Source organism: Thioclava arctica (assembly GCF_040892615.1).
Taxonomy (GTDB): Bacteria; Pseudomonadota; Alphaproteobacteria; order Rhodobacterales; family Rhodobacteraceae; genus Thioclava; species Thioclava arctica.
This window is the reverse complement of the sequence record NZ_JBFRYC010000003.1, coordinates 488562-506023: the sequence shown is the minus strand read 5'-3', so window position 1 is coordinate 506023 and position 17462 is coordinate 488562. Positions and strand designations below refer to the sequence as shown.

At 60.9% G+C, this 17462-nt stretch carries 21 protein-coding genes; 7 read left to right on the top strand and 14 right to left on the bottom strand.

Going from position 1 to position 17462, the window contains the following annotated elements; translation table 11 throughout:
- Nucleotides 1-36: 36 nt before the first annotated feature.
- From AB4874_RS08075 to AB4874_RS08065, 3 genes are all read left to right on the top strand, one after another.
- Complete coding sequence (locus tag AB4874_RS08075; protein WP_368391601.1) at nt 37-1701, top strand: acyl-CoA dehydrogenase family protein; 1665 nt, start codon at nt 37-39, stop codon at nt 1699-1701.
- Between the two features lie 159 nt (nt 1702-1860).
- Nucleotides 1861-2859, top strand: a complete 999-nt coding sequence (locus AB4874_RS08070; RefSeq protein WP_368391600.1) for an NAD-dependent epimerase/dehydratase family protein — start codon at nt 1861-1863, stop codon at nt 2857-2859.
- Nucleotides 2860-2915: 56 nt separating this feature from the next.
- Nucleotides 2916-3419 carry a GNAT family N-acetyltransferase gene (locus AB4874_RS08065; RefSeq protein WP_368391599.1) on the top strand — a complete coding sequence of 168 codons (504 nt, stop codon included), beginning with the start codon at nt 2916-2918 and terminating at the stop codon, nt 3417-3419.
- Here the strand turns inward: AB4874_RS08065 and recO are convergent.
- Entirely contained in the window at nt 3410-4132 is a 723-nt protein-coding gene (gene recO, locus AB4874_RS08060; protein WP_368391598.1) for a DNA repair protein RecO, read from the bottom strand. The genes AB4874_RS08065 and recO overlap by 10 nt on opposite strands.
- Before the next feature lie 84 nt (nt 4133-4216).
- Between recO and AB4874_RS08055 the strand changes: the two genes are divergently transcribed.
- A complete protein-coding gene (locus AB4874_RS08055) occupies nt 4217-4840 on the top strand; it encodes a Pr6Pr family membrane protein (RefSeq protein WP_368391597.1) in 624 nt (207 codons plus the stop codon).
- On the opposite strand, the gene AB4874_RS08050 is transcribed toward AB4874_RS08055, so the two are convergent.
- The 10 genes from AB4874_RS08050 to AB4874_RS08005 form a co-directional block, all read right to left on the bottom strand.
- The gene (locus AB4874_RS08050; RefSeq protein ID WP_295532011.1) at nt 4830-5165 is read right to left on the bottom strand and encodes a DUF1491 family protein; all 336 of its coding nucleotides are present in this window, start codon (nt 5163-5165) and stop codon (nt 4830-4832) included. The genes AB4874_RS08055 and AB4874_RS08050 overlap by 11 nt on opposite strands.
- A 1-nt stretch (nt 5166) precedes the next feature.
- Nucleotides 5167-6075, bottom strand: coding sequence for a GTPase Era (gene era / locus AB4874_RS08045; protein ID WP_368391596.1), 909 nt, complete (start codon nt 6073-6075; stop codon nt 5167-5169).
- A complete protein-coding gene (gene rnc, locus AB4874_RS08040) occupies nt 6072-6758 on the bottom strand; it encodes a ribonuclease III (RefSeq protein ID WP_295532019.1) in 687 nt (228 codons plus the stop codon). The genes era and rnc overlap by 4 nt, the downstream gene beginning before the upstream one ends.
- Nucleotides 6755-7540 (bottom strand): signal peptidase I, encoded by a 786-nt coding sequence (gene lepB, locus AB4874_RS08035; RefSeq protein WP_295532022.1) that lies wholly within the window; start codon nt 7538-7540, stop codon nt 6755-6757. The genes rnc and lepB overlap by 4 nt, the downstream gene beginning before the upstream one ends.
- Before the next feature lie 51 nt (nt 7541-7591).
- The gene (acpS, locus tag AB4874_RS08030; protein ID WP_368391595.1) at nt 7592-7993 is read right to left on the bottom strand and encodes a holo-ACP synthase; all 402 of its coding nucleotides are present in this window, start codon (nt 7991-7993) and stop codon (nt 7592-7594) included.
- 3 nt (nt 7994-7996) lie between these two features.
- Nucleotides 7997-8470 (bottom strand): ABZJ_00895 family protein, encoded by a 474-nt coding sequence (locus tag AB4874_RS08025; RefSeq protein ID WP_368391594.1) that lies wholly within the window; start codon nt 8468-8470, stop codon nt 7997-7999.
- A complete protein-coding gene (locus tag AB4874_RS08020; protein ID WP_368391593.1) occupies nt 8467-9210 on the bottom strand; it encodes a pyridoxine 5'-phosphate synthase in 744 nt (247 codons plus the stop codon). Before AB4874_RS08020 ends, AB4874_RS08025 begins: the two co-directional genes overlap by 4 nt.
- A gap of 76 nt (nt 9211-9286) precedes the next feature.
- Nucleotides 9287-9934: a pseudouridine synthase gene (locus tag AB4874_RS08015; RefSeq protein WP_295532035.1), complete on the bottom strand. Its 648-nt coding sequence runs from the start codon at nt 9932-9934 to the stop codon at nt 9287-9289.
- 36 nt (nt 9935-9970) lie between these two features.
- On the bottom strand, nt 9971-10423 hold the full coding sequence (locus AB4874_RS08010; RefSeq protein WP_368391592.1) for a GAF domain-containing protein: 453 nt from the start codon (nt 10421-10423) through the stop codon (nt 9971-9973).
- Nucleotides 10420-11598, bottom strand: a complete 1179-nt coding sequence (locus AB4874_RS08005) for a thiolase family protein (protein ID WP_368391591.1) — start codon at nt 11596-11598, stop codon at nt 10420-10422. The genes AB4874_RS08010 and AB4874_RS08005 overlap by 4 nt, the downstream gene beginning before the upstream one ends.
- A gap of 90 nt (nt 11599-11688) precedes the next feature.
- Here AB4874_RS08005 and AB4874_RS08000 point away from each other — a divergent pair, with 90 nt between their 5' ends.
- Both AB4874_RS08000 and AB4874_RS07995 read left to right on the top strand, forming a co-directional pair.
- Nucleotides 11689-12033: an STAS domain-containing protein gene (locus AB4874_RS08000; protein WP_368391590.1), complete on the top strand. Its 345-nt coding sequence runs from the start codon at nt 11689-11691 to the stop codon at nt 12031-12033.
- Nucleotides 12026-12526 (top strand): ATP-binding protein, encoded by a 501-nt coding sequence (locus AB4874_RS07995; RefSeq protein WP_368391589.1) that lies wholly within the window; start codon nt 12026-12028, stop codon nt 12524-12526. The genes AB4874_RS08000 and AB4874_RS07995 overlap by 8 nt, the downstream gene beginning before the upstream one ends.
- A gap of 5 nt (nt 12527-12531) precedes the next feature.
- Here AB4874_RS07995 and hspQ read toward each other — a convergent pair whose 3' ends face one another.
- On the bottom strand, nt 12532-12858 hold the full coding sequence (gene hspQ, locus AB4874_RS07990) for a heat shock protein HspQ (RefSeq protein WP_295532050.1): 327 nt from the start codon (nt 12856-12858) through the stop codon (nt 12532-12534).
- Nucleotides 12859-13051: 193 nt separating this feature from the next.
- Here hspQ and AB4874_RS07985 point away from each other — a divergent pair, with 193 nt between their 5' ends.
- A complete protein-coding gene (locus AB4874_RS07985; RefSeq protein ID WP_295532053.1) occupies nt 13052-13627 on the top strand; it encodes a transglycosylase SLT domain-containing protein in 576 nt (191 codons plus the stop codon).
- A gap of 9 nt (nt 13628-13636) precedes the next feature.
- Here the strand turns inward: AB4874_RS07985 and AB4874_RS07980 are convergent, their stop codons facing one another.
- Complete coding sequence (locus AB4874_RS07980; protein WP_368391588.1) at nt 13637-14233, bottom strand: LolA family protein; 597 nt, start codon at nt 14231-14233, stop codon at nt 13637-13639.
- A gap of 92 nt (nt 14234-14325) precedes the next feature.
- Nucleotides 14326-17451, bottom strand: a complete 3126-nt coding sequence (locus AB4874_RS07975; RefSeq protein ID WP_368391587.1) for a DNA translocase FtsK — start codon at nt 17449-17451, stop codon at nt 14326-14328.
- Nucleotides 17452-17462 lie beyond the last annotated feature (11 nt).

Here is a 17462-nt window from a genome sequence, read left to right as displayed (position 1 = left end):
TATGCACTATGCAACTGCAGAATAGGGAGCCGATTCATGGCGCATGACGGGGCCGATATAGTGATGACGATCATTCTGGATGACCTTCTAACACGCAGCGAAGCGGCCTTGCCTGAACTGGCGGCGCTGGTCTCGCAGGCGACCGAAGCTTTGCGCGCGAAAGTCAGCAAGGACGGGCGCATTTCTGGCGCGTTGCTTGAAGCGCATCAGTATCAGGCCCACGGACTGGCATGGCTGACGACCTATGAGCAATCGCTCAAACAGTTGCATGGCTGGGCCAAGCGACTGGCCGATGAGGGCAAGTTCGGCGAGATCGAACAGTTGATCCTGCAAATCGGCTTTGGCGAATACCTCGCCCAGATCGCTGGCGGCATCCAGATGAACCAAGGCGAGATGGTGCGCCTTGCCGATATGGACATCAGCTGGACCCCATCCGACGCCGCCGCCACGCTGATCGCGTCAGGCAACTCCAACGCCGCGCGCCTGCGTCTGGTCGAGCTGATGCAAGATGTTCAAGGCCGCTCGATCTTTGGCCAATCCGGTCTGGATGACGAGCTGGAGATGATCCGCGAGCAATTCTACCGTTACGCCGAGGACCGGGTGAAACCCTTTGCCCATGAATGGCACCTCAAGGACGAACTGATCCCGATGTCGGTGATCGAGGAACTGGCGGAGCTGGGCGTGTTCGGCCTGACCATCCCCGAAGAATATGGCGGGCTGGGCCTGTCCAAAGCGACGATGGCAGTCGTGACCGAGGAACTTTCGCGCGGCTACATCGGGGTGGGATCGCTTGGCACGCGCTCCGAGATCGCGGCAGAGCTGATCATCTGCGGCGGCACCCAAGAGCAGAAAGAAAAGTGGCTGCCCGGTCTGGCCAGCGGCGAGATCCTGAGCACCGCTGTCTTCACCGAACCCAATACCGGATCGGATCTTGGATCGTTGCGCACCCGTGCAGTCAAGGATGGTGAAGATTGGGTCGTGACCGGCAACAAGACGTGGATCACCCACGCCGCGCGCACCCATGTCATGACTCTGCTGGCGCGCACCAATCCCGATTCAAGCGATTATAAAGGCCTGTCGATGTTCCTGGCCGAGAAGACGCCGGGCACCGATGACGCCCCCTTCCCCACGCCCGGCATGACCGGCGGCGAGATCGAGGTGCTGGGCTATCGCGGCATGAAGGAATACGAGCTGGCCTTTGACGGCTTCCGCGTGAAGGGCGAGAACCTGCTGGGCGGCGAAGAGGGCAAGGGTTTCAAGCAGCTCATGGAGACGTTTGAATCTGCGCGCATCCAGACCGCCGCGCGCGCCGTGGGCGTGGCGCAATCAGCGCTGGAAATCGGCATGCAATACGCGATTGATCGCAAGCAATTCGGCAAATCGCTGATCGAGTTTCCGCGGGTGGCCTCCAAACTGGCGATGATGGCGGTCGAAACCATGATCGCGCGCCAGTTGACCTATTTCTCGGCATGGGAAAAGGATCACGGCCATCGCTGCGATCTTGAGGCGGGCATGGCGAAACTGCTGGGGGCGCGTGTCGCATGGGCGGCCGCCGACAACGCGCTGCAAATCCACGGCGGCAACGGGTTCGCGCTGGAATACCAGATCTCGCGTATTCTGTGTGACGCACGCATCCTCAATATTTTCGAGGGCGCGGCAGAAATTCAGGCGCAGGTCATCGCGCGACGTCTGCTCGGCTAAGGCGGTTTGTTCCAGATCCTCAAGGCGGCGTCCCTGCGGCGCCGCCTTTTGCATCGGTGGCAACTGCGCCACAAGTGAATGCCCGGCGCGTCGGGGCAAGCTTGACTTCACCCCTGCCCTCCCCAATTTGAACACAACCGCTCACATTAGGAGGGCCGTATGCCCCGCACGATCCTCGTCACCGGCATCACCGGGTTTATCGCCAAGAAGATCGCCTATGATCTGCTGGCGCGCGGCGACACAGTGCGCGGCACCTTGCGCAAATCCGGACGCAGCCAAGAGGTGCGCGCGGCGCTCGCGGGCTTGCCACCCGAGGCCTTGGCGCGGCTCAGTTTTGTCGAGGCCGATCTGATGACGGATCGCGGTTGGGCCGAAGCGATGGGCGGCGTGGACGGCGTGATGCACACGGCCTCGCCCTTTCCCCTCAGCAAGCCCAAGGACGAATCCCAGATCATTGGCCCGGCGGTTGAGGGCACCAAGCGCGTGCTCAAAGCGGCCCATAAAGCGGGCGTGACGCGTGTTGTGCTGACATCCTCGATGGAGGCGGTGATGCATGGCGTGACCTCGAACCCGATGACCGAGGCCGATTGGTCCAACCCCGAGGCCCCGACCTGCAGCGCCTATACGCGCTCAAAAATCTTCGCCGAACGGGCCGCTTGGGACTTTGTCAAAACCCATCCCGAGATGCAGTTGAGCGTGATCAATCCCGGCCTCGTCTGCGGCACGCCGATGGATAAGCACACCGGATCTTCCGTCGCGGTGATTGCGCGCCTGTTGTCGGGGCGCGACCCGATGCAACCTGATCTCGACATGCCAGTTGTGGATGTCGCCGATGTCTCAGCATGTCATATCGCTGCGCTGGATACGCCCGAAGCGATCAACAAGCGCTATATCTGCGCCGAAAGTTTCGCCAATTTCCGCGATCTTGCCGCTGCCCTTCAGGCGAATTTCCCCGATCGCAAAATCTCGCAGCGACTGGCTCCGAAATTCGTGCTGAAGCTGCTGGCCTTGTTCGATGCCCAGATCGCGCTGATCTTGCCGATGATCGGCAAGAAGATGCATCTCAGCCATGCGGCGGCAACCGATGAGCTGGGCGTCAAATTCACCCCTGCCGATAAGGCCGTTATCCGCACCGCGCGTTTCCTCGCCGCGAAATGAGGCTTGCACGCCGCCGTGATGCGCGCCAATTCTGCGCCTGAACAAGGAGAGCGCAGATGATCCGGGACGCCAAATCCGAAGATGCCGAAGCCATCGCTGAAATCTACAATGACGCGGTGCGCAACACGACCGCGATCTGGAACGATATCGAGATCGATGCGCAGAACCGCCGTGACTGGATCGCGGATCGACAGGCGGCAGGCTATCCGGTGCTGGTCTGGGAGGAAGCTGGCAAGGCCGTGGGCTATGTCAGTTTCGGCCCGTTTCGCCCCCATGACGGCTATCGTCTAAGCGTGGAACATTCGGTTTACGTTCATCGCGATCACCGCGCAGGCGGCAAGGGCGCGCAGATGATGGAGGCGCTGATTGCGCGCGCCCGTGAGGGCGGTTTCCACGTCATGATCGCGGCGGTTGATGCAGCCAATGCCGGGTCGGTGCGCCTACATGAGCGGCTTGGGTTTGCCCATGTCGGGCGGCTGCCGCAAGTGGGCAAGAAATTCGGGCGCTGGTTGGATCTGGCGCTGTTGCAACTGGTGCTGGACGACCGCGCTCAGCCCTGACGCGACAGCAGATCGACCAATCGGTTACGGGCCTCGGGCAGCGGGCGATTGCCCAGATCGGGGGCCATCCGCTCGCCCAGAAAAAACCCGGTCAGGCGCAACCCCTGTGCAATCTCGGCCCCCGAGGCCGGCCCCTGCCCCAGCAGAAACAGCGGCAGATGCAGCAGCTTGGGCGCCCATTCGCCCGCCGCCTCACGACTAACGGCGCGCCCGGTGCGCGGGCTGACATAGGCCAGATCATCGCGCGTGCCAGTCACCGCGCATTGGCTTAGATCGAGGCCATAGCCCATCTCTTCAAGCAGCCCCATCTCCCAGCGCAGATAATCAGCCGCCCAATCGCCGCCCTCAACGAACAGATCAAACAGTGCCTCGGACGCCGCGAAGACACGCATATGCGCCTCGCGCTCGGGCAGGGTAAAGCGTAGCAGTGCGCAGGTCGCATTCAGCCCCGCCAGCGCCAAGCGATCGGACAAGATCACGGTGCGGCTTTGCAGCGGCTCGATGGTGAAGCTGCCCATATGATCCTCAAGCCGCGCCCGCCACGTTGCCGAAACGCGATTGCCCGGCTGCAATATCCCCACCATCTTGCGCGACGCACCACCGCGCACCACCCCCGCATGACGGCCGTGATCGGCAGTGAACAGCTCGACGATCATCGAGTTTTCACCATGCGGGCGCGCAGAAAGAATGGTGCCGTGATCTTGCCAATCCATGGCGCGACTATCGAATGGGTGACGTTGCGGCGCAAGCGGCTTCGTGAATTGTGCAACGGCCTTGGCTGGCCCTAACTTGCGCCCATGACACGTATTTCCCGTTCTCTCGCATTGCTGATTTTCCTGTGTGAAGCCATCGCCTTCGCCGCAAGCTTCAGCACCAATCTCGCCGCCCATCCCCATGCCTCGGTGCCGTTGGGGATTTTATGGCTGATGGTGCGCTATTTCACGATCTGGACCAACTCATTGGTCGGGGTTTTGTTTGGCGTGATGCTCTGGCGCAAACGTTTGTTTTCGCCTGCATTACTGGCGGCCCTCACGCTGTGGATGATCATCGTGGGCGCGGTCTATCACCTGCTGCTCGCGGGAGACGAACCCTTGCACGGCCTCGATTGGCTGGAGAATTTCCTGTATCACACTGCAGTGCCGATTTTGCTGCCGATCTGGTGGCTGATCTTTGCGCCCAAGCGAGCGTTGCAATGGCGTGACGCGGCGCTGTGGCTGATTTGGCCGCTGATCTATCTGGTCTATGCGGAAATCCGCGGGCTCGAGACCGGGTTTTACCCGTATTTCTTTCTCAATCTCACGCAGCTTGGCTGGAACGGGCTGGCGATCTGGTGCGCGCAATTTGTGATTGCGTTCTGGATTGGCGGGCTCGTGATAATCGCAGTGGGGCGTGCGATGGCGTTGCTGCGCCTTACGCGTTAAGCCCGTCTTCATCCAGCAACGTGCGCCCATCCCGGCTTTCGATCTCGATCACCCAGAGGTCGGGGTCAAAGCCGCGCTGTTTGGCGATGCTCGCGTCGACCTCGGCCTCGGGGCCATCGTGCAGCAACATCCACGCGCTGGCCCCCGTCATCAGATCGGTCCGCCGTTCATAGCTTTGGGCGGTGCCGTCAAGACGCGCGCATTTCACCAGAACCGCGCCCGAGCTTTGCTGCCCATGCGCGGTCACATAGGCGGGGATATTGGCCAGCTCCAGCCGCTTGAGATAGGCGTGCACCCACAGATCGGTCGTGAGCCGCGCCGCCATCTCAGTTGCCGTCCTTGAAATCGAGACCCATCTCGGAATAGCGCTCGGCATCGTCCAGCCAGTTCGGGCGCACTTTGATCTGCAAGAACAGATGCACGGGGCGGTCGAGGAATTCGATCATCTCCATCCGCGCCGCCTTGGAGATCGACTTGATCGTCTCGCCCTTATGGCCAAGGATGATGCCCTTATGGCCATCGCGCGCGACATAGATCAGCTGATCGATGCGCACCGAGCCATCCTCGCGTTCTTCCCAATTCTCGGTCTCGACGGTGAGTTGATAAGGCAGTTCTTCATGTAACCGCAGTGTCAGCTTTTCGCGGGTGATTTCCGAGGCGATCATGCGCAGCGGCAGATCGGCAATCTGATCTTCGGGGTACAGCCACGGCCCCTCGGGCATCTCGCCTGCCAGCCATTCCTTGAGGTCCGCCACGCCATGACCACGCTCGGCAGAGATCATGAAGGTCTTGGCGAACTCGAATTTTTCGTTGAGTTGCGCCGCAAGACCCAGCAGCGCCTCGGATTTCACCTTGTCGATCTTGTTGATCGCAAGTGCCACGCGCAGACCTTCGCGCTCTTTGAGCGACTCCAGAATGGCCTTGCCGCCCTCAGTCAGACCGCGATGCGCCTCGATCAGCAGCACCACGACATCGGCGTCAGCCGCCCCGCCCCAAGCAGCCTGCACCATTGCACGGTCCAGACGGCGGCGCGGGCGGAAGATGCCGGGTGTGTCGACGAACACGATCTGGCTTTGCCCTTGCATCGCAACGCCACGGATGCGCGCGCGCGTCGTCTGCACCTTATGCGTCACGATCGAGACCTTGGCCCCCACCATCGCATTCAGCAGGGTGGATTTTCCGGCATTGGGCTCTCCGATGAGGGCCACGAATCCGGCGCGTGTCGGGTTGGTCATTCGCTCTCCTTCAGCCGCGCCAGCAAAGCCTTGGCAGCAGCCATTTCGCCCTGACGCTTGGACTTGGCCTGCGCGGTTTCGCGCGCGCCATTGTCCAACAGGACTTCAATCGTAAATTTCGGGGCATGATCGGGGCCATCGCGGCCAGTGATCTCGTATTTCGGGGGGGGCAGACCGCGGGCCTGCGCCCATTCTTGTAGCGAGGTCTTGGGATCGCGCGCGTCCTCTTCGACAGAGTCCAGACGCGCCCCCCAAAGCCGTAAGATAAAGGCACGGGCCGTTTCAAACCCGGCATCCAGATAGACGGCGGCAATCACCGCCTCCATCGCATCGCCCAGCAGCGCCTCTTTGCGCCGCCCGCCGGTCATCATCTCGGAGCGCCCCAGTTTGAGCACCGCCCCCAGATCAATCTGGCGCGCGACATCGGCGCAGGTCTCTTTGCGCACGAGCGCGTTAAAACGTGGCGCCAACTGTCCTTCCGAGGCCGCGCGATCGGCCAAGAACAACGCCTCGGACATCACCAGCCCCAGCACCCGGTCGCCCAGAAACTCAAGGCGCTGATTGTCGGGCCGGGTCGCGGTCGAAATCGACGAATGCGTAAGCGCGCGCAGCAAGATCTCGGGCTTGGTAAAGTGATAACCCAACCGGCCCTCAAAGGCCTTGATGTCCGCGCTCAGCTTCAATTGATCGCCTTGAAGAAGCGATCCGAACGCCACGTCCAGAAGTAGAACAACGAGCGGCCCGCCGAGGAAAACATGATGCGATCCGCGCGCCCGACCAGATTGGCCAAAGGCACATAGCCCACACCACCCACCGATTGCGAGAACCGGCTATCTTCGGAGTTGTCGCGGTTGTCACCCATGAAGAAATACTCGCCCTCGGGCACGGTGAAGACCGGGGTGTTATTGGCATAGCCACCATCGGTGATCTTGAGGATCTCGTGGCTCACGCCATTGGGCAGCGTTTCGATATAGCGGTGCTTGATGCAGGTATCGCCCTCGCCCACCGGAGCATTGCTACAGCGCGGCATCAACTGCTGCGGACCTTGCGGGGCCATCACCTCGGAGAAATCGCCGTCGGGTTTTTCCTGAACTGGCTTGCCGTTGATATAGAGCAGCCCATCGGTGACCTGAATCGTGTCGCCGGGCATCCCGATCAGACGCTTGATGAAATCGACATCCTTTGTCGGATGGCGGAACACCACAACATCGCCGCGCGTGGGCGCGCGCTCAAGGATGCGACCCGGAATCGGGCAGGCCGAGAACGGGCAGGAATATTTCGAATAACCATAGGCCATCTTGTTGACGAACAGGAAATCGCCGATCAGCAGCGTGTCTTTCATCGAGCCGGATGGGATCCAGAACGGCTGAAAGAACAGCGTGCGGAACACGCCCGCGATCAGCAATGCCCAGAAGATCGTCTTAACGGTTTCCCAGACACCGCCCTCGGTTTTCTTTTTCGCCATCTGCCCTGCCCTCATGAATTCTCGCCCTCCTTACCCAGCCTCACGCCCGAGTCAAGAAAGCTTGCGCGCCTCGATCACCACAAAGGCCTGCGCCCAAGGGTGGTCATCGGTCAATGTGACATGCACCACGGCCTCGTAACCCTCTGGCGTCATGGCCTTTAGCCGATCCGCCGCCCAACCCGTCAGGTGCATTACCGGCTGCCCCGTTGGCAGATTTGTGACCGCCATATCTTTCCACGAGATGCCCATACGCAGCCCGGTACCCAACGCTTTGGAACACGCCTCTTTCGCCGCCCAGCGCTTGGCGTAGGTGCCAGCAACGTCGCGGCGACGCTCGGCCTTGCGCTGTTCGACCTCGGTGAAGACGCGATTGCGAAAGCGGTCGCCAAAGCGTTCTAGCGTGCGCGCGATCCGCTCGATATTGGCCAAATCGGTGCCGATTCCAAGGATCATGGGTCAGTCGCTCCGATCGTCCGCCGCCGATAACGACTTTAGGTGAATCCGCACGCCAATCGGAAAGAACAAGCGATTGATCACGAGGACCACCCCCAGAACGATCAGAAAAATTGCCCCCAAAACCGCAAAATAATATGGGTCTCGCTGGGTCCACAGGGGCGCAAATTGCGCGCGCAAGGCGGGTGAGAAGCCGCTCAAAACGAGACTGCGGAGCACCGAAAGAATGGCGACGATCAGCGTTCCGATCGCAGCAAAATGCCATGCCTCACGCGATGTCGGCATCGCAACGTGAGTGCGCGCGAACCGTATGCCTGCAATCATCGAGGCTATCGCCGGCGGAACGACCCCAAAGACAAGCCGTGGCATCACGACCCCGAAATGCTTCAAGAGTTGCGAGAATAACAACGCCATCAAAACAGAGGTCATGAACCAGTGCCAGCCAAAGCGCAGATAGAGAAATCGCGTGCGACTCATCCCCGCGCCGCGTCCATCAGCTTGCGCATATGCGTGATCGCTGGGCCGAGCCCGGAAAAGATCGCCTCGGCAATCAGGAAATGGCCGATATTCAACTCGCGGATCTGCTTTATCGCGGCAATCGGTGCCACTGTGTCATAGGTCAGCCCGTGACCCGCATGCACCTCTAGTCCCAGACTGTCGGCATAGGCCGCGCCTGCGCGCAGCGCCTCAAGCTCGACATCGCGCGCTGCAAAATCGCCCGCATGATGCAGGTCGCAGTAATGACCCGTGTGCAATTCGATCACCTGCGCGCCGATCTTGGCCGAAGCCTCGATTTGCGCAGGATCGTGGCCGATGAACATCGACACGCGAATGCCCGCCTCGACCAGCGGTGCAACATAATCGGTCAGGCGTGCCTGATCACCCGCTACGTCCAGACCGCCTTCGGTCGTAACCTCCTCGCGCTTTTCGGGCACGATGCAGCAGGCGTGCGGGATATGGCGCAGCGCGATGGTTTGCATTTCGGGGGTGGCGGCCATCTCGAAATTCAGCGGCACTTTGATGCCCGCCATCAGCGCGTCAATGTCGCCATCGCGAATGTGACGGCGGTCTTCGCGCAGATGGGCAGTGATGCCATCCGCCCCCGCCTCTTGCGCCATCAGCGCCGCGCGCAGCGGATCGGGATAGGCCGAGCCGCGCGCATTTCGGATCGTCGCGACATGATCGATATTTACGCCAAGGCGCAGGGAATTGGGCATGGGAGGTCTCCGCGTTCTACTTGGCCAGAGTATGCCCGTCCGCGCGACCGGGGAAAAGAGCGCGATTGTATCGATTTTAGAACGGACAGGGGGCGTTGAAGCTCATATGCATGCCGCCATCTGGGTGACGAAAGCGTAGGGATTCCGCGTGCAGCATCAGGCGGGGGAAGTCGCGCGCCGGTCCTTCGGCATATAGCGGGTCGCCCAAGATCGGGTGGCCCAGCTCTGCCATATGCACGCGCAGCTGGTGACTGCGCCCGGTCAGCGGCATCAGACGGATGCGCGTCGTGCCGTCCTCGTGGCGCATCACCCGCCAATCGGTCTGCGCCGCACGGCCGTTCTCAAAATCGACATGCTGGCGCGGGCGGTTGGGCCAATCGACGCAAAGCGGCAGATCGACCGTGCCTTCCTTTTGCGCCATCTCGCCCCAAAGCCGCGCCTGATAGACCTTCTTGGTCTGACGTTTCTCAAATTGCAGACCCAGATGGCGCTGCGCATGAGGGGTCAGCGCATAGACCATCACGCCCGAGGTGTCGGTATCCAGACGATGCACCAGCAACACCTGCGGATGGATCGCCTTCAGCCGGCTCAGCAGGCAATCCGCCTTGTCCGGCCCCTTGCCGGGCACCGAAAGCAGCCCCGCCTGCTTGTCGACCACGAGAACCTCGTGATCGGCATGCAGAATGCGCGGGGCCTCTTTGGGCGGATCGTAGACATAGCTCATCGCGCGGGGATGCACCGCAGCGCCCGCGCGGTCAAGTCAGAGCGGGGCAAACACATCGCGCAAGATCGCCTCCAGCGCATCTGCATCCGCTTGCGTGAACGCATCGGGCTGATTGCTGTCGATATCGAGCACCCCGATCACCCCGCGCTTGGCGAAGACCGGGATCACCAATTCCGAGCGCGTGGAGCTGGCGCAAGCGATATGACCGGGGAAGGCCTCGACATCGGGCACCAGCTGCGTCTCGCCGGTGCGCGCCGCAGCCCCGCAGACGCCGCGCGCGAACGGGATCACGAGGCAGCCATGCCCACCCTGATAGGGGCCGATTTTCAGCAACTCCGGCGCGGTCACCCGGTAGAACCCCGTCCAGTCGAAACGGTCATCGCTGTGATGGATCTCGCAGGCCAGCGTCGCCATCAGCGCGACCTCATCGCTCTCACCCGCCGTTAGCGCCGCGATGCGCTTGGCCAGATCGGCATAATCGACGCTCATGGACGTTCAATCGCGATGGCCGTGCCCTCGCCCCCGCCGATGCAGATCGCAGCGATCCCGCGTTTCAGCCCACGCTTTTCCAGCGCATTGAGCAGCGTCACGATGATGCGCGCGCCCGAGGCCCCGATCGGATGGCCCAGCGCGCAGGCCCCGCCATTCACGTTCACCTTGTCATGCGGCACGCCCAGCTTGTGCATGAAGGCCATCGGGACCACAGCAAAGGCCTCGTTCACCTCCCACAGATCGACATCCTCGACCGACCAGCCCAGCTTTTGCAGCAGCTTCTCAATCGCGGGGACCGGTGCGGTCGGGAAATCCGCCGGAGCTTGGGCATGGCTCGCATGGCCCAAGATGCGCGCGCGGATCGTCAGCCCCTCGGCCTGCGCAACCTTTTCCGAGGCCAGCACCAGCGCCGCCGCCCCATCCGAGATCGACGACGAATTCGCCGCCGTCACCGTCCCATCCTTGCGAAAGGCGGGTTTGAGCTGCGGGATCTTGTCGGGGCGGGCATTGGCGGGCTGCTCATCCGTTCCTACGACCGTTTCACCCTTGCGGCTTTTGACGGCGACAGGCGCGATCTCATCTGCGAAAGCGCCGGATGCCTCGGCTTCCAAAGCGCGTGACAGCGAGGCCAGCGCGTAGTCATCCTGTGTCTCGCGGGTGAATTGAAACGCCTGCGCGCAATCCTCGGCAAAGGTGCCCATCAGGCGGCCCTTGTCATAGGCGTCCTCCAGCCCGTCGAGAAACATGTGGTCGATCACCTGCGCATGGCCCAGCCGCGCCCCGCCGCGCATCTTGGGCAGCAGATAGGGCGCGTTCGTCATGCTCTCCATGCCGCCCGCCACCATCACCCCGGTCTGGCCCAAGGCGACCTGATCAAAGGCAATCATCGCCGCTTTCATGCCCGAGCCACACATCTTGTTAAGCGTGGTCGCGGGCACGCCTTCGCCCAGCCCCGCCGCAAAACCGGCTTGGCGCGCGGGGGCCTGCCCCTGACCCGCTGGCAACACGCAGCCCATCAGGAGTTCTTCGATCCGCGCAGGTGCGACACCCGCCCCCGCAAGAGCCGCTGCAATCGCCACACCGCCCAGCTCTGAGGCGCTTACATCGGAAAAAACGCCCTGCATTCCGCCCATCGGGGTACGCGCCGCCCCCAAGATCACCACGTTTTCCATCTTCATCTCCCTAAATTCTGCCCCACGGATACCGAATGGTAAGCATTGGCGTCTAGCCTGCATTCAGAAATCTTGCTGCAGGAGCCATAGATGAACCTCTTTTCTGAAGCCTGCGATGGCGCGCTGGTCGTGCGTGTGGACGAACCGCGCCTTGATGCGGCGGTTGCGATTCGCTTTAAAGAACAGATGCGCGAAGTGACCGCGCAACCCGCGCACCGGGTTATTCTCGACATGTCAAAAATCGAATTTCTTGACAGTTCCGGGCTTGGCGCCGTGGTTGCGGTGATGAAAGCCCTTGCTCCACATCGCCAGCTTGAACTGTGCGGTTTGACGGGCAATGTCGACAAGGTGTTTCGTCTGACCCGGATGGATACGGTGTTTCGCATCCATACCGATCTGGCCTCAGCGCTGAGTGAAGGGCGGAAATATGCTTGAGACGTCAATGGGGCTGCGCCCCGGGCCCCATAGCGACTCTGCGGATACCCATCGTATCTTTTGCATGAGCTTCCCAGCCAGTGCGCTTTCCGTGCGTACGGCCCTGCGCGCGGCGCTTGCACGTTTTATGCGGCTGATGGAACCAGATGAGGCGGGCACATTGGAACTGATCTTGGCAGAGGTGCTGAATAATATCGTCGAACACAGCTACGCAGATAGCGGGGTGGGCACGATCACGCTGTCGATGGTGCGCGATTCGCAAGGGCTCAGCTGTTCGGTCAGTGACGATGGCGTGCCTTTGCCGATGACCTGTTTGACCAAAACCGAGGATAACAGCGCAAGACCAAGCCCCGAAAGCCTGCCTGAAGGCGGCTTTGGCTGGTTCCTGATCCGCGATCTGGCAACCGATTTGGGGTATTCACGCGATCAGGACCGCAATCTTCTGGCGTTCCGCTTGCCACTCGCGCCCACGCTGGACCGCAACGCGGGCTAAGCCAATCAGTTCAGCTGAAACTGGAGGGGATAGGCGCCATTGTCGAAATCCCCAAACAGATCAGGAAGATCGGGGTGGCTCACCGGCTCTCCGGTGCGATCCGCGATCAAGTTCTGCTCAGACACATAGGCGACGTAAAAGCTTTCATCATTCTCCGCGAGCAGATGATAGAAAGGCTGATCTTTACTGGGGCGCACATCCTCGGGGATCGACTCATACCAAGCCTGCGAATTCGAGAAGACCGCATCGACATCAAACACGACACCCCGAAAGGGATGCTTGCGATGGCGCACGATCTGACCGATGTGATATTTCGCCTGAGAACTATGCATTGCGACCCCTCTTTCTTTGTTTCTAATTTGTGAAGGCCCACCCTGTCCACATTTGTGCCGCATTTTTGCCGGAAACAGTCTGTGCCAGCGAAACGAACAGTCTTTCCGAAGCAATGTGCCTTTGCGGTTTCCGAAACGTGAAAAACAGCCTAATATAGCTGTAAATAAGCCGTTAGAGCAAAGAAGAGCAGTGATGAAGAAAATTCTCGCCCTTGGTTTGGTGCTGTTGATTGCCGCCTGCGGTGGTGCGCCGAGACCCCCGCGCAACCTTGATGACGCTTGCGCAATCATTCACGAGCGACCCAAATACTACTCTGCAATGCGCAGAGCCGAAGCTCGGTGGGGCGTGCCGGTTGCAGTGCAAATGGCCACGATCCATCAGGAAAGCAAGTTCGACGGCAATGCCAAAACGCCCTATCGCTTTGCGCTTGGAGTGATCCCGCTGGGCCGTCAAAGCTCCGCCTATGGCTATAGCCAAGCGCTGGATGCGACCTGGGAAGAGTATCGCAAAGAAAACGGCCGCTACGGTGCCAAGCGCAATCGCATTTTCGATGCCACCGATTTCATGGGCTGGTATATGGATGGCACGACACGACAGCTTGGGATCTCGAAATCAGACGCGCGCAACCAGTATCTCGCCTATCACGAGGGGCGCGGCGGGTTTTCGCGCGGCAGTCACCGGTCCAAAACTTGGCTAATGGCCGTGGCCAATCGAGTCGCCGCACGCGCCCAGATGTATCAGATTCAATTGGAAAGCTGCCGCCGCTAGGCGCAGTGCTCAGTTCTCGCGCGCCATCTGCAAATCAATCGAGAACAGCGACGACGGGTAGTCACCACCTTTTTGCAGGTTATTCAGGATCGTCGTGGTCTTAGCGCCCGCCTGATCGGTGATCACCCATTGGCGCAGCTCGACTGGACTGGCGGTAAACACAAGCTGGATCGAGCCATACTCGGGATGTTCCGGATCTTGTGCCGTCACCAACGTTTTCGCCCCGTCAGAGCTGTACCCAGTCACCATCTTGTTGCGATTGAGGTCAATGTTGCGGGCCAAAATCAAGTTCAGTGGCGTCTTCACCAGCGGGTATTGCTCCGGTGGCTGGTTCGATTTCGCATCGAATATCGCCACCCGATTGGCCGTGGCCAAGACCAATGTTTTGTCCGAATTATACTGAAACCGCGCCTGACCGGGCCGCTTGAGATACAGCTTTCCGGTGGCAATTGAGCCGTCGGAATTGACCTGCGTGAAATCGGCCGAGGCCGTCTTCAAGCCATTGAGATAGGCCGAAATGGCGTTGAGCGACAACTTCTCGGCCATGGCCGGAAGCGCGAATGCCAGCGTGAACACGGCGGCCAGAAGGATGCGTATTTGTTTCATGTCACGATATTTAGGCACTCTTACGCAAAGGGAAAGCCCCAGTGCATCATCGCGCCGGGGCTTTTCGAGAATGTGAGCGTTTTTGCGCCGGCCTATCCCTGCTCGGGCACGAGGATCTCACGCTTGCCGACATGGTTGGCGGCGCTGACAACGCTTTGATCTTCCATCTGCTCAACCAGTTTCGCAGCCTTGTTATAGCCGATCCCCAGTTTGCGCTGGATATACGAGGTCGAGCATTTGCGATCCTTGATCACGATCGCCACCGCCTGATCGTAAAGTGCATCTTCGCCGCCAGTATTGCCACCAGTGTTCAGCCCGAGCACCGCGTCGATTTCAGATGCAGTGCCATCATCAGGCCCATCGACCACGCCCGACATGTATTCCGGCGGACCAAAGCTCTTGAGATGGTTGACGATTTCCTCAACCTCTTCATCAGACACGAACGGCCCGTGACAACGCGTGATCTTGCCGCCACCCGCCATATACAGCATGTCGCCCATGCCCAGAAGCTGTTCGGCCCCTTGCTCGCCCAGAATGGTGCGCGAGTCGATTTTCGAGGTCACCTGGAAAGAGATCCGGGTCGGGAAGTTGGCCTTGATCGTGCCGGTGATGACATCGACCGAGGGGCGCTGCGTCGCCATGATCAGGTGAATCCCCGAGGCACGCGCCATCTGCGCAAGGCGCTGAATGCAGGCCTCGATTTCCTTACCGGCGACCATCATCAGGTCTGCCATCTCGTCAACGATCACGACGATATAGGGCAGCGTTGCGGGCTGGAATTCATCGGTTTCAAAGATCGGCTCGCCGGTTTCCTCGTCGAACCCGGTCTGCACAGTGCGCTTGAACATCTCGCCTTTCTCAAGGCTTTCTTTGACGCGCCCGTTATAGCCCTCAATGTTGCGCACGCCCATTTTGGACATCTTGCGGTAGCGGTCCTCCATCTCGGAGACCACCCATTTCAACGCAACAACCGCCTTTTTCGGATCGGTCACAACCGGGCTCAGCAGATGCGGGATACCGTCATAAACCGACAGTTCCAGCATCTTCGGGTCGATCATGATCAACCGGCATTCCTCGGGCGACAGGCGATACAGAAGCGACAGGATCATCGTGTTGATCGCCACCGATTTACCCGAGCCCGTGGTGCCCGCGATCAGCAGGTGGGGCATCTTGGCGAGGTTGGTGACAATCGGCTCGCCGCCAATGGTCTTGCCCAGCGCGAGGGGCAATTTGGTATTCTTATCCTCGAAATCGCGCGCCGAAAGAATTTCGCGCAGCACAACCTTTTCGCGATGCTCATTGGGCAGTTCGATACCAATCACAGAGCGCCCCGGCACGGTCGAAACGCGCGCCGAAAGTGCGGACATCGAGCGCGCGATATCATCGGCCAGACCGATCACGCGGCTCGCTTTCAGACCCGGCGCGGGTTCAAGTTCATACATCGTGACCACGGGACCCGGACGCACCGAAACGATCTCGCCCTTCACGCCATAATCATCAAGCACCGATTCCAGCATCCGCGCGTTTTCCTCCAGCGCCTCATCGGACAACTGGTGACGCTGGATCGAAACCGGGTTGGTCAGCAAGGACAGCGGCGGCATTTCATAAGGCGCGCTCGGCTTGGCCTCGAATGCCAGTTTCGGCTGCGCCTCTTCAAGGGCGCGGCGCGAGGGTGCTGCGGGTTTGCTGATGGGCTGCACGACGCGTTTTGCTTCGGGCTGCTTGATGACCTTGCGATCAAGTCCGCGCGCAGCAACCGGCAGGTCGGGCACCTCGGTCTCATAGGCGTCATAAGCGTCATAGCTCGGCTCTTGCACCCATTGGGATTCTCCGCTGAGCGCGTTCAAGTCGGCCTCGTCGCCCGTGTAGAAATGATCGGTGCGTAGATCCATCGCATCGGTCTCGACCTCTTCAGGCGGAGTCCAATCGGGATGCGTCCAGTCATGCCCGTCAGTGGCAGGCGTTTCGCGCGTCACGCGCACCGCCGGCGCGGAATTGGGCATGTAGCGCGGGGTTGCATGCAAAGGCGGCTCGGCGCGCAGCACAGGTTCGGCGCGCATCGCGGGTTGCGCGGGCGTCGGTTGGGCCGGACGCGGCGCGCGGGCCAGACGCTTGGCCACGGCAGCCAGCACCGAAGCAGGGGGGGCTTGCGGCTCGGGCTGGACCATCGCCTCGGGCAAATCATGAGCCAGATTGGGGGCGGATTTCGGAGCATAGTCGGGCGCAAAATCTGGTGCCACCGCTGCCGTTTTGCGGCTTTGCACCGCTTGCGTGATGCGCGCGCGAATGCGGTCATCGCTGGGCGTTTCTTGGGGCAGATGATCCCAATGCGGCTCGGTCTCGAAAAGCTCGGGCGTGGGATCATAGGCGTCATAGTCCGGCTCGGCGGGGCGCCGGATGCGCGACAAAAGCGAGGGGCGCGCAGCCTCGACCTCGGGGGCCCAATGGCCAGCGACCAAGGCCTGTTGCTCTTCCCAAGCGGCTTGTTCTGCCGCACGTTCTGCGGCTTGCGCTCTGCGCTCGCGCGCACGCTCGGCTGCCAGACGCGCCCCGTTCACCGAGGCCGATGCGCCTTTGCCCAGCAGATTCATCACGCCAACATACACCGCCACCGTGCCAAGCCACATGAACCGCGTGATCACGCGCAGCTCCAGCTTGGTGAAGCCCAGCACAAACGCCGCCATCGCCAGCATCGCCACCGCCAGCACCAGCGACAACAGCTTTAGCCCGAAGGTCCCCGACACAGGCACGATTCCCAAAAGCGAGCCTGCGATCATATCGCCGAAATGCCCGCCCAAACCAAAGGCCTGCCCCCATTGCGCACCCGGCACCAGAAGCGCGGCGTAAACGGCGGCTATCGCAACGGCGATCGGGAAGAAGATGATGCGCGACAGCACGCGCTCTTCGCCGCGATGGGTGATCAAGCGCACGCCCCAGACCAGCAAAGCGGCGGGCAGCAACCACGCGCCATGACCCACGATGACAAACAGCGGCGAGGCAATGCCCGCACCGATCCGTCCCAGCCAGTTCTGCACAGGCTGATCAGAGGCTGCCATCCAGCTTGGATCTTCGGGTGCGTAGGAAAACAGCATCATCGCCGCAAGCACGCCGATCAGAACCAGAACGGCCCCCACCAACTCCTTGCCACGTCGTTCAAGAACTGCCTGCGTGTCCTGATCGAATAGCGGATCGCGCTGTCGTACCTGATAAGATGCCATAACCTACCGTC

Bases quoted from the DNA above. Each gene is read 5' to 3' on its own strand.
- AB4874_RS08075 (WP_368391601.1), top strand. From the start codon at position 37: ATGGCGCATGACGGGGCCGATATAGTGATGACGATCATTCTGGATGAC.
- AB4874_RS08070 (WP_368391600.1), top strand. From the start codon at position 1,861: ATGCCCCGCACGATCCTCGTCACCGGCATCACCGGGTTTATCGCCAAG.
- AB4874_RS08065 (WP_368391599.1), top strand. From the start codon at position 2,916: ATGATCCGGGACGCCAAATCCGAAGATGCCGAAGCCATCGCTGAAATC.
- recO (WP_368391598.1), bottom strand. From the start codon at position 4,132: ATGGATTGGCAAGATCACGGCACCATTCTTTCTGCGCGCCCGCATGGT.
- AB4874_RS08055 (WP_368391597.1), top strand. From the start codon at position 4,217: ATGACACGTATTTCCCGTTCTCTCGCATTGCTGATTTTCCTGTGTGAA.
- AB4874_RS08050 (WP_295532011.1), bottom strand. From the start codon at position 5,165: ATGGCGGCGCGGCTCACGACCGATCTGTGGGTGCACGCCTATCTCAAG.
- era (WP_368391596.1), bottom strand. From the start codon at position 6,075: ATGACCAACCCGACACGCGCCGGATTCGTGGCCCTCATCGGAGAGCCC.
- lepB (WP_295532022.1), bottom strand. From the start codon at position 7,540: ATGGCGAAAAAGAAAACCGAGGGCGGTGTCTGGGAAACCGTTAAGACG.
- acpS (WP_368391595.1), bottom strand. From the start codon at position 7,993: ATGATCCTTGGAATCGGCACCGATTTGGCCAATATCGAGCGGATCGCG.
- AB4874_RS08025 (WP_368391594.1), bottom strand. From the start codon at position 8,470: ATGAGTCGCACGCGATTTCTCTATCTGCGCTTTGGCTGGCACTGGTTC.
- AB4874_RS08020 (WP_368391593.1), bottom strand. From the start codon at position 9,210: ATGCCCAATTCCCTGCGCCTTGGCGTAAATATCGATCATGTCGCGACG.
- AB4874_RS08015 (WP_295532035.1), bottom strand. From the start codon at position 9,934: ATGAGCTATGTCTACGATCCGCCCAAAGAGGCCCCGCGCATTCTGCAT.
- AB4874_RS08010 (WP_368391592.1), bottom strand. From the start codon at position 10,423: ATGAGCGTCGATTATGCCGATCTGGCCAAGCGCATCGCGGCGCTAACG.
- AB4874_RS08005 (WP_368391591.1), bottom strand. From the start codon at position 11,598: ATGGAAAACGTGGTGATCTTGGGGGCGGCGCGTACCCCGATGGGCGGA.
- AB4874_RS08000 (WP_368391590.1), top strand. From the start codon at position 11,689: ATGAACCTCTTTTCTGAAGCCTGCGATGGCGCGCTGGTCGTGCGTGTG.
- AB4874_RS07995 (WP_368391589.1), top strand. From the start codon at position 12,026: ATGCTTGAGACGTCAATGGGGCTGCGCCCCGGGCCCCATAGCGACTCT.
- hspQ (WP_295532050.1), bottom strand. From the start codon at position 12,858: ATGCATAGTTCTCAGGCGAAATATCACATCGGTCAGATCGTGCGCCAT.
- AB4874_RS07985 (WP_295532053.1), top strand. From the start codon at position 13,052: ATGAAGAAAATTCTCGCCCTTGGTTTGGTGCTGTTGATTGCCGCCTGC.
- AB4874_RS07980 (WP_368391588.1), bottom strand. From the start codon at position 14,233: ATGAAACAAATACGCATCCTTCTGGCCGCCGTGTTCACGCTGGCATTC.
- AB4874_RS07975 (WP_368391587.1), bottom strand. From the start codon at position 17,451: ATGGCATCTTATCAGGTACGACAGCGCGATCCGCTATTCGATCAGGAC.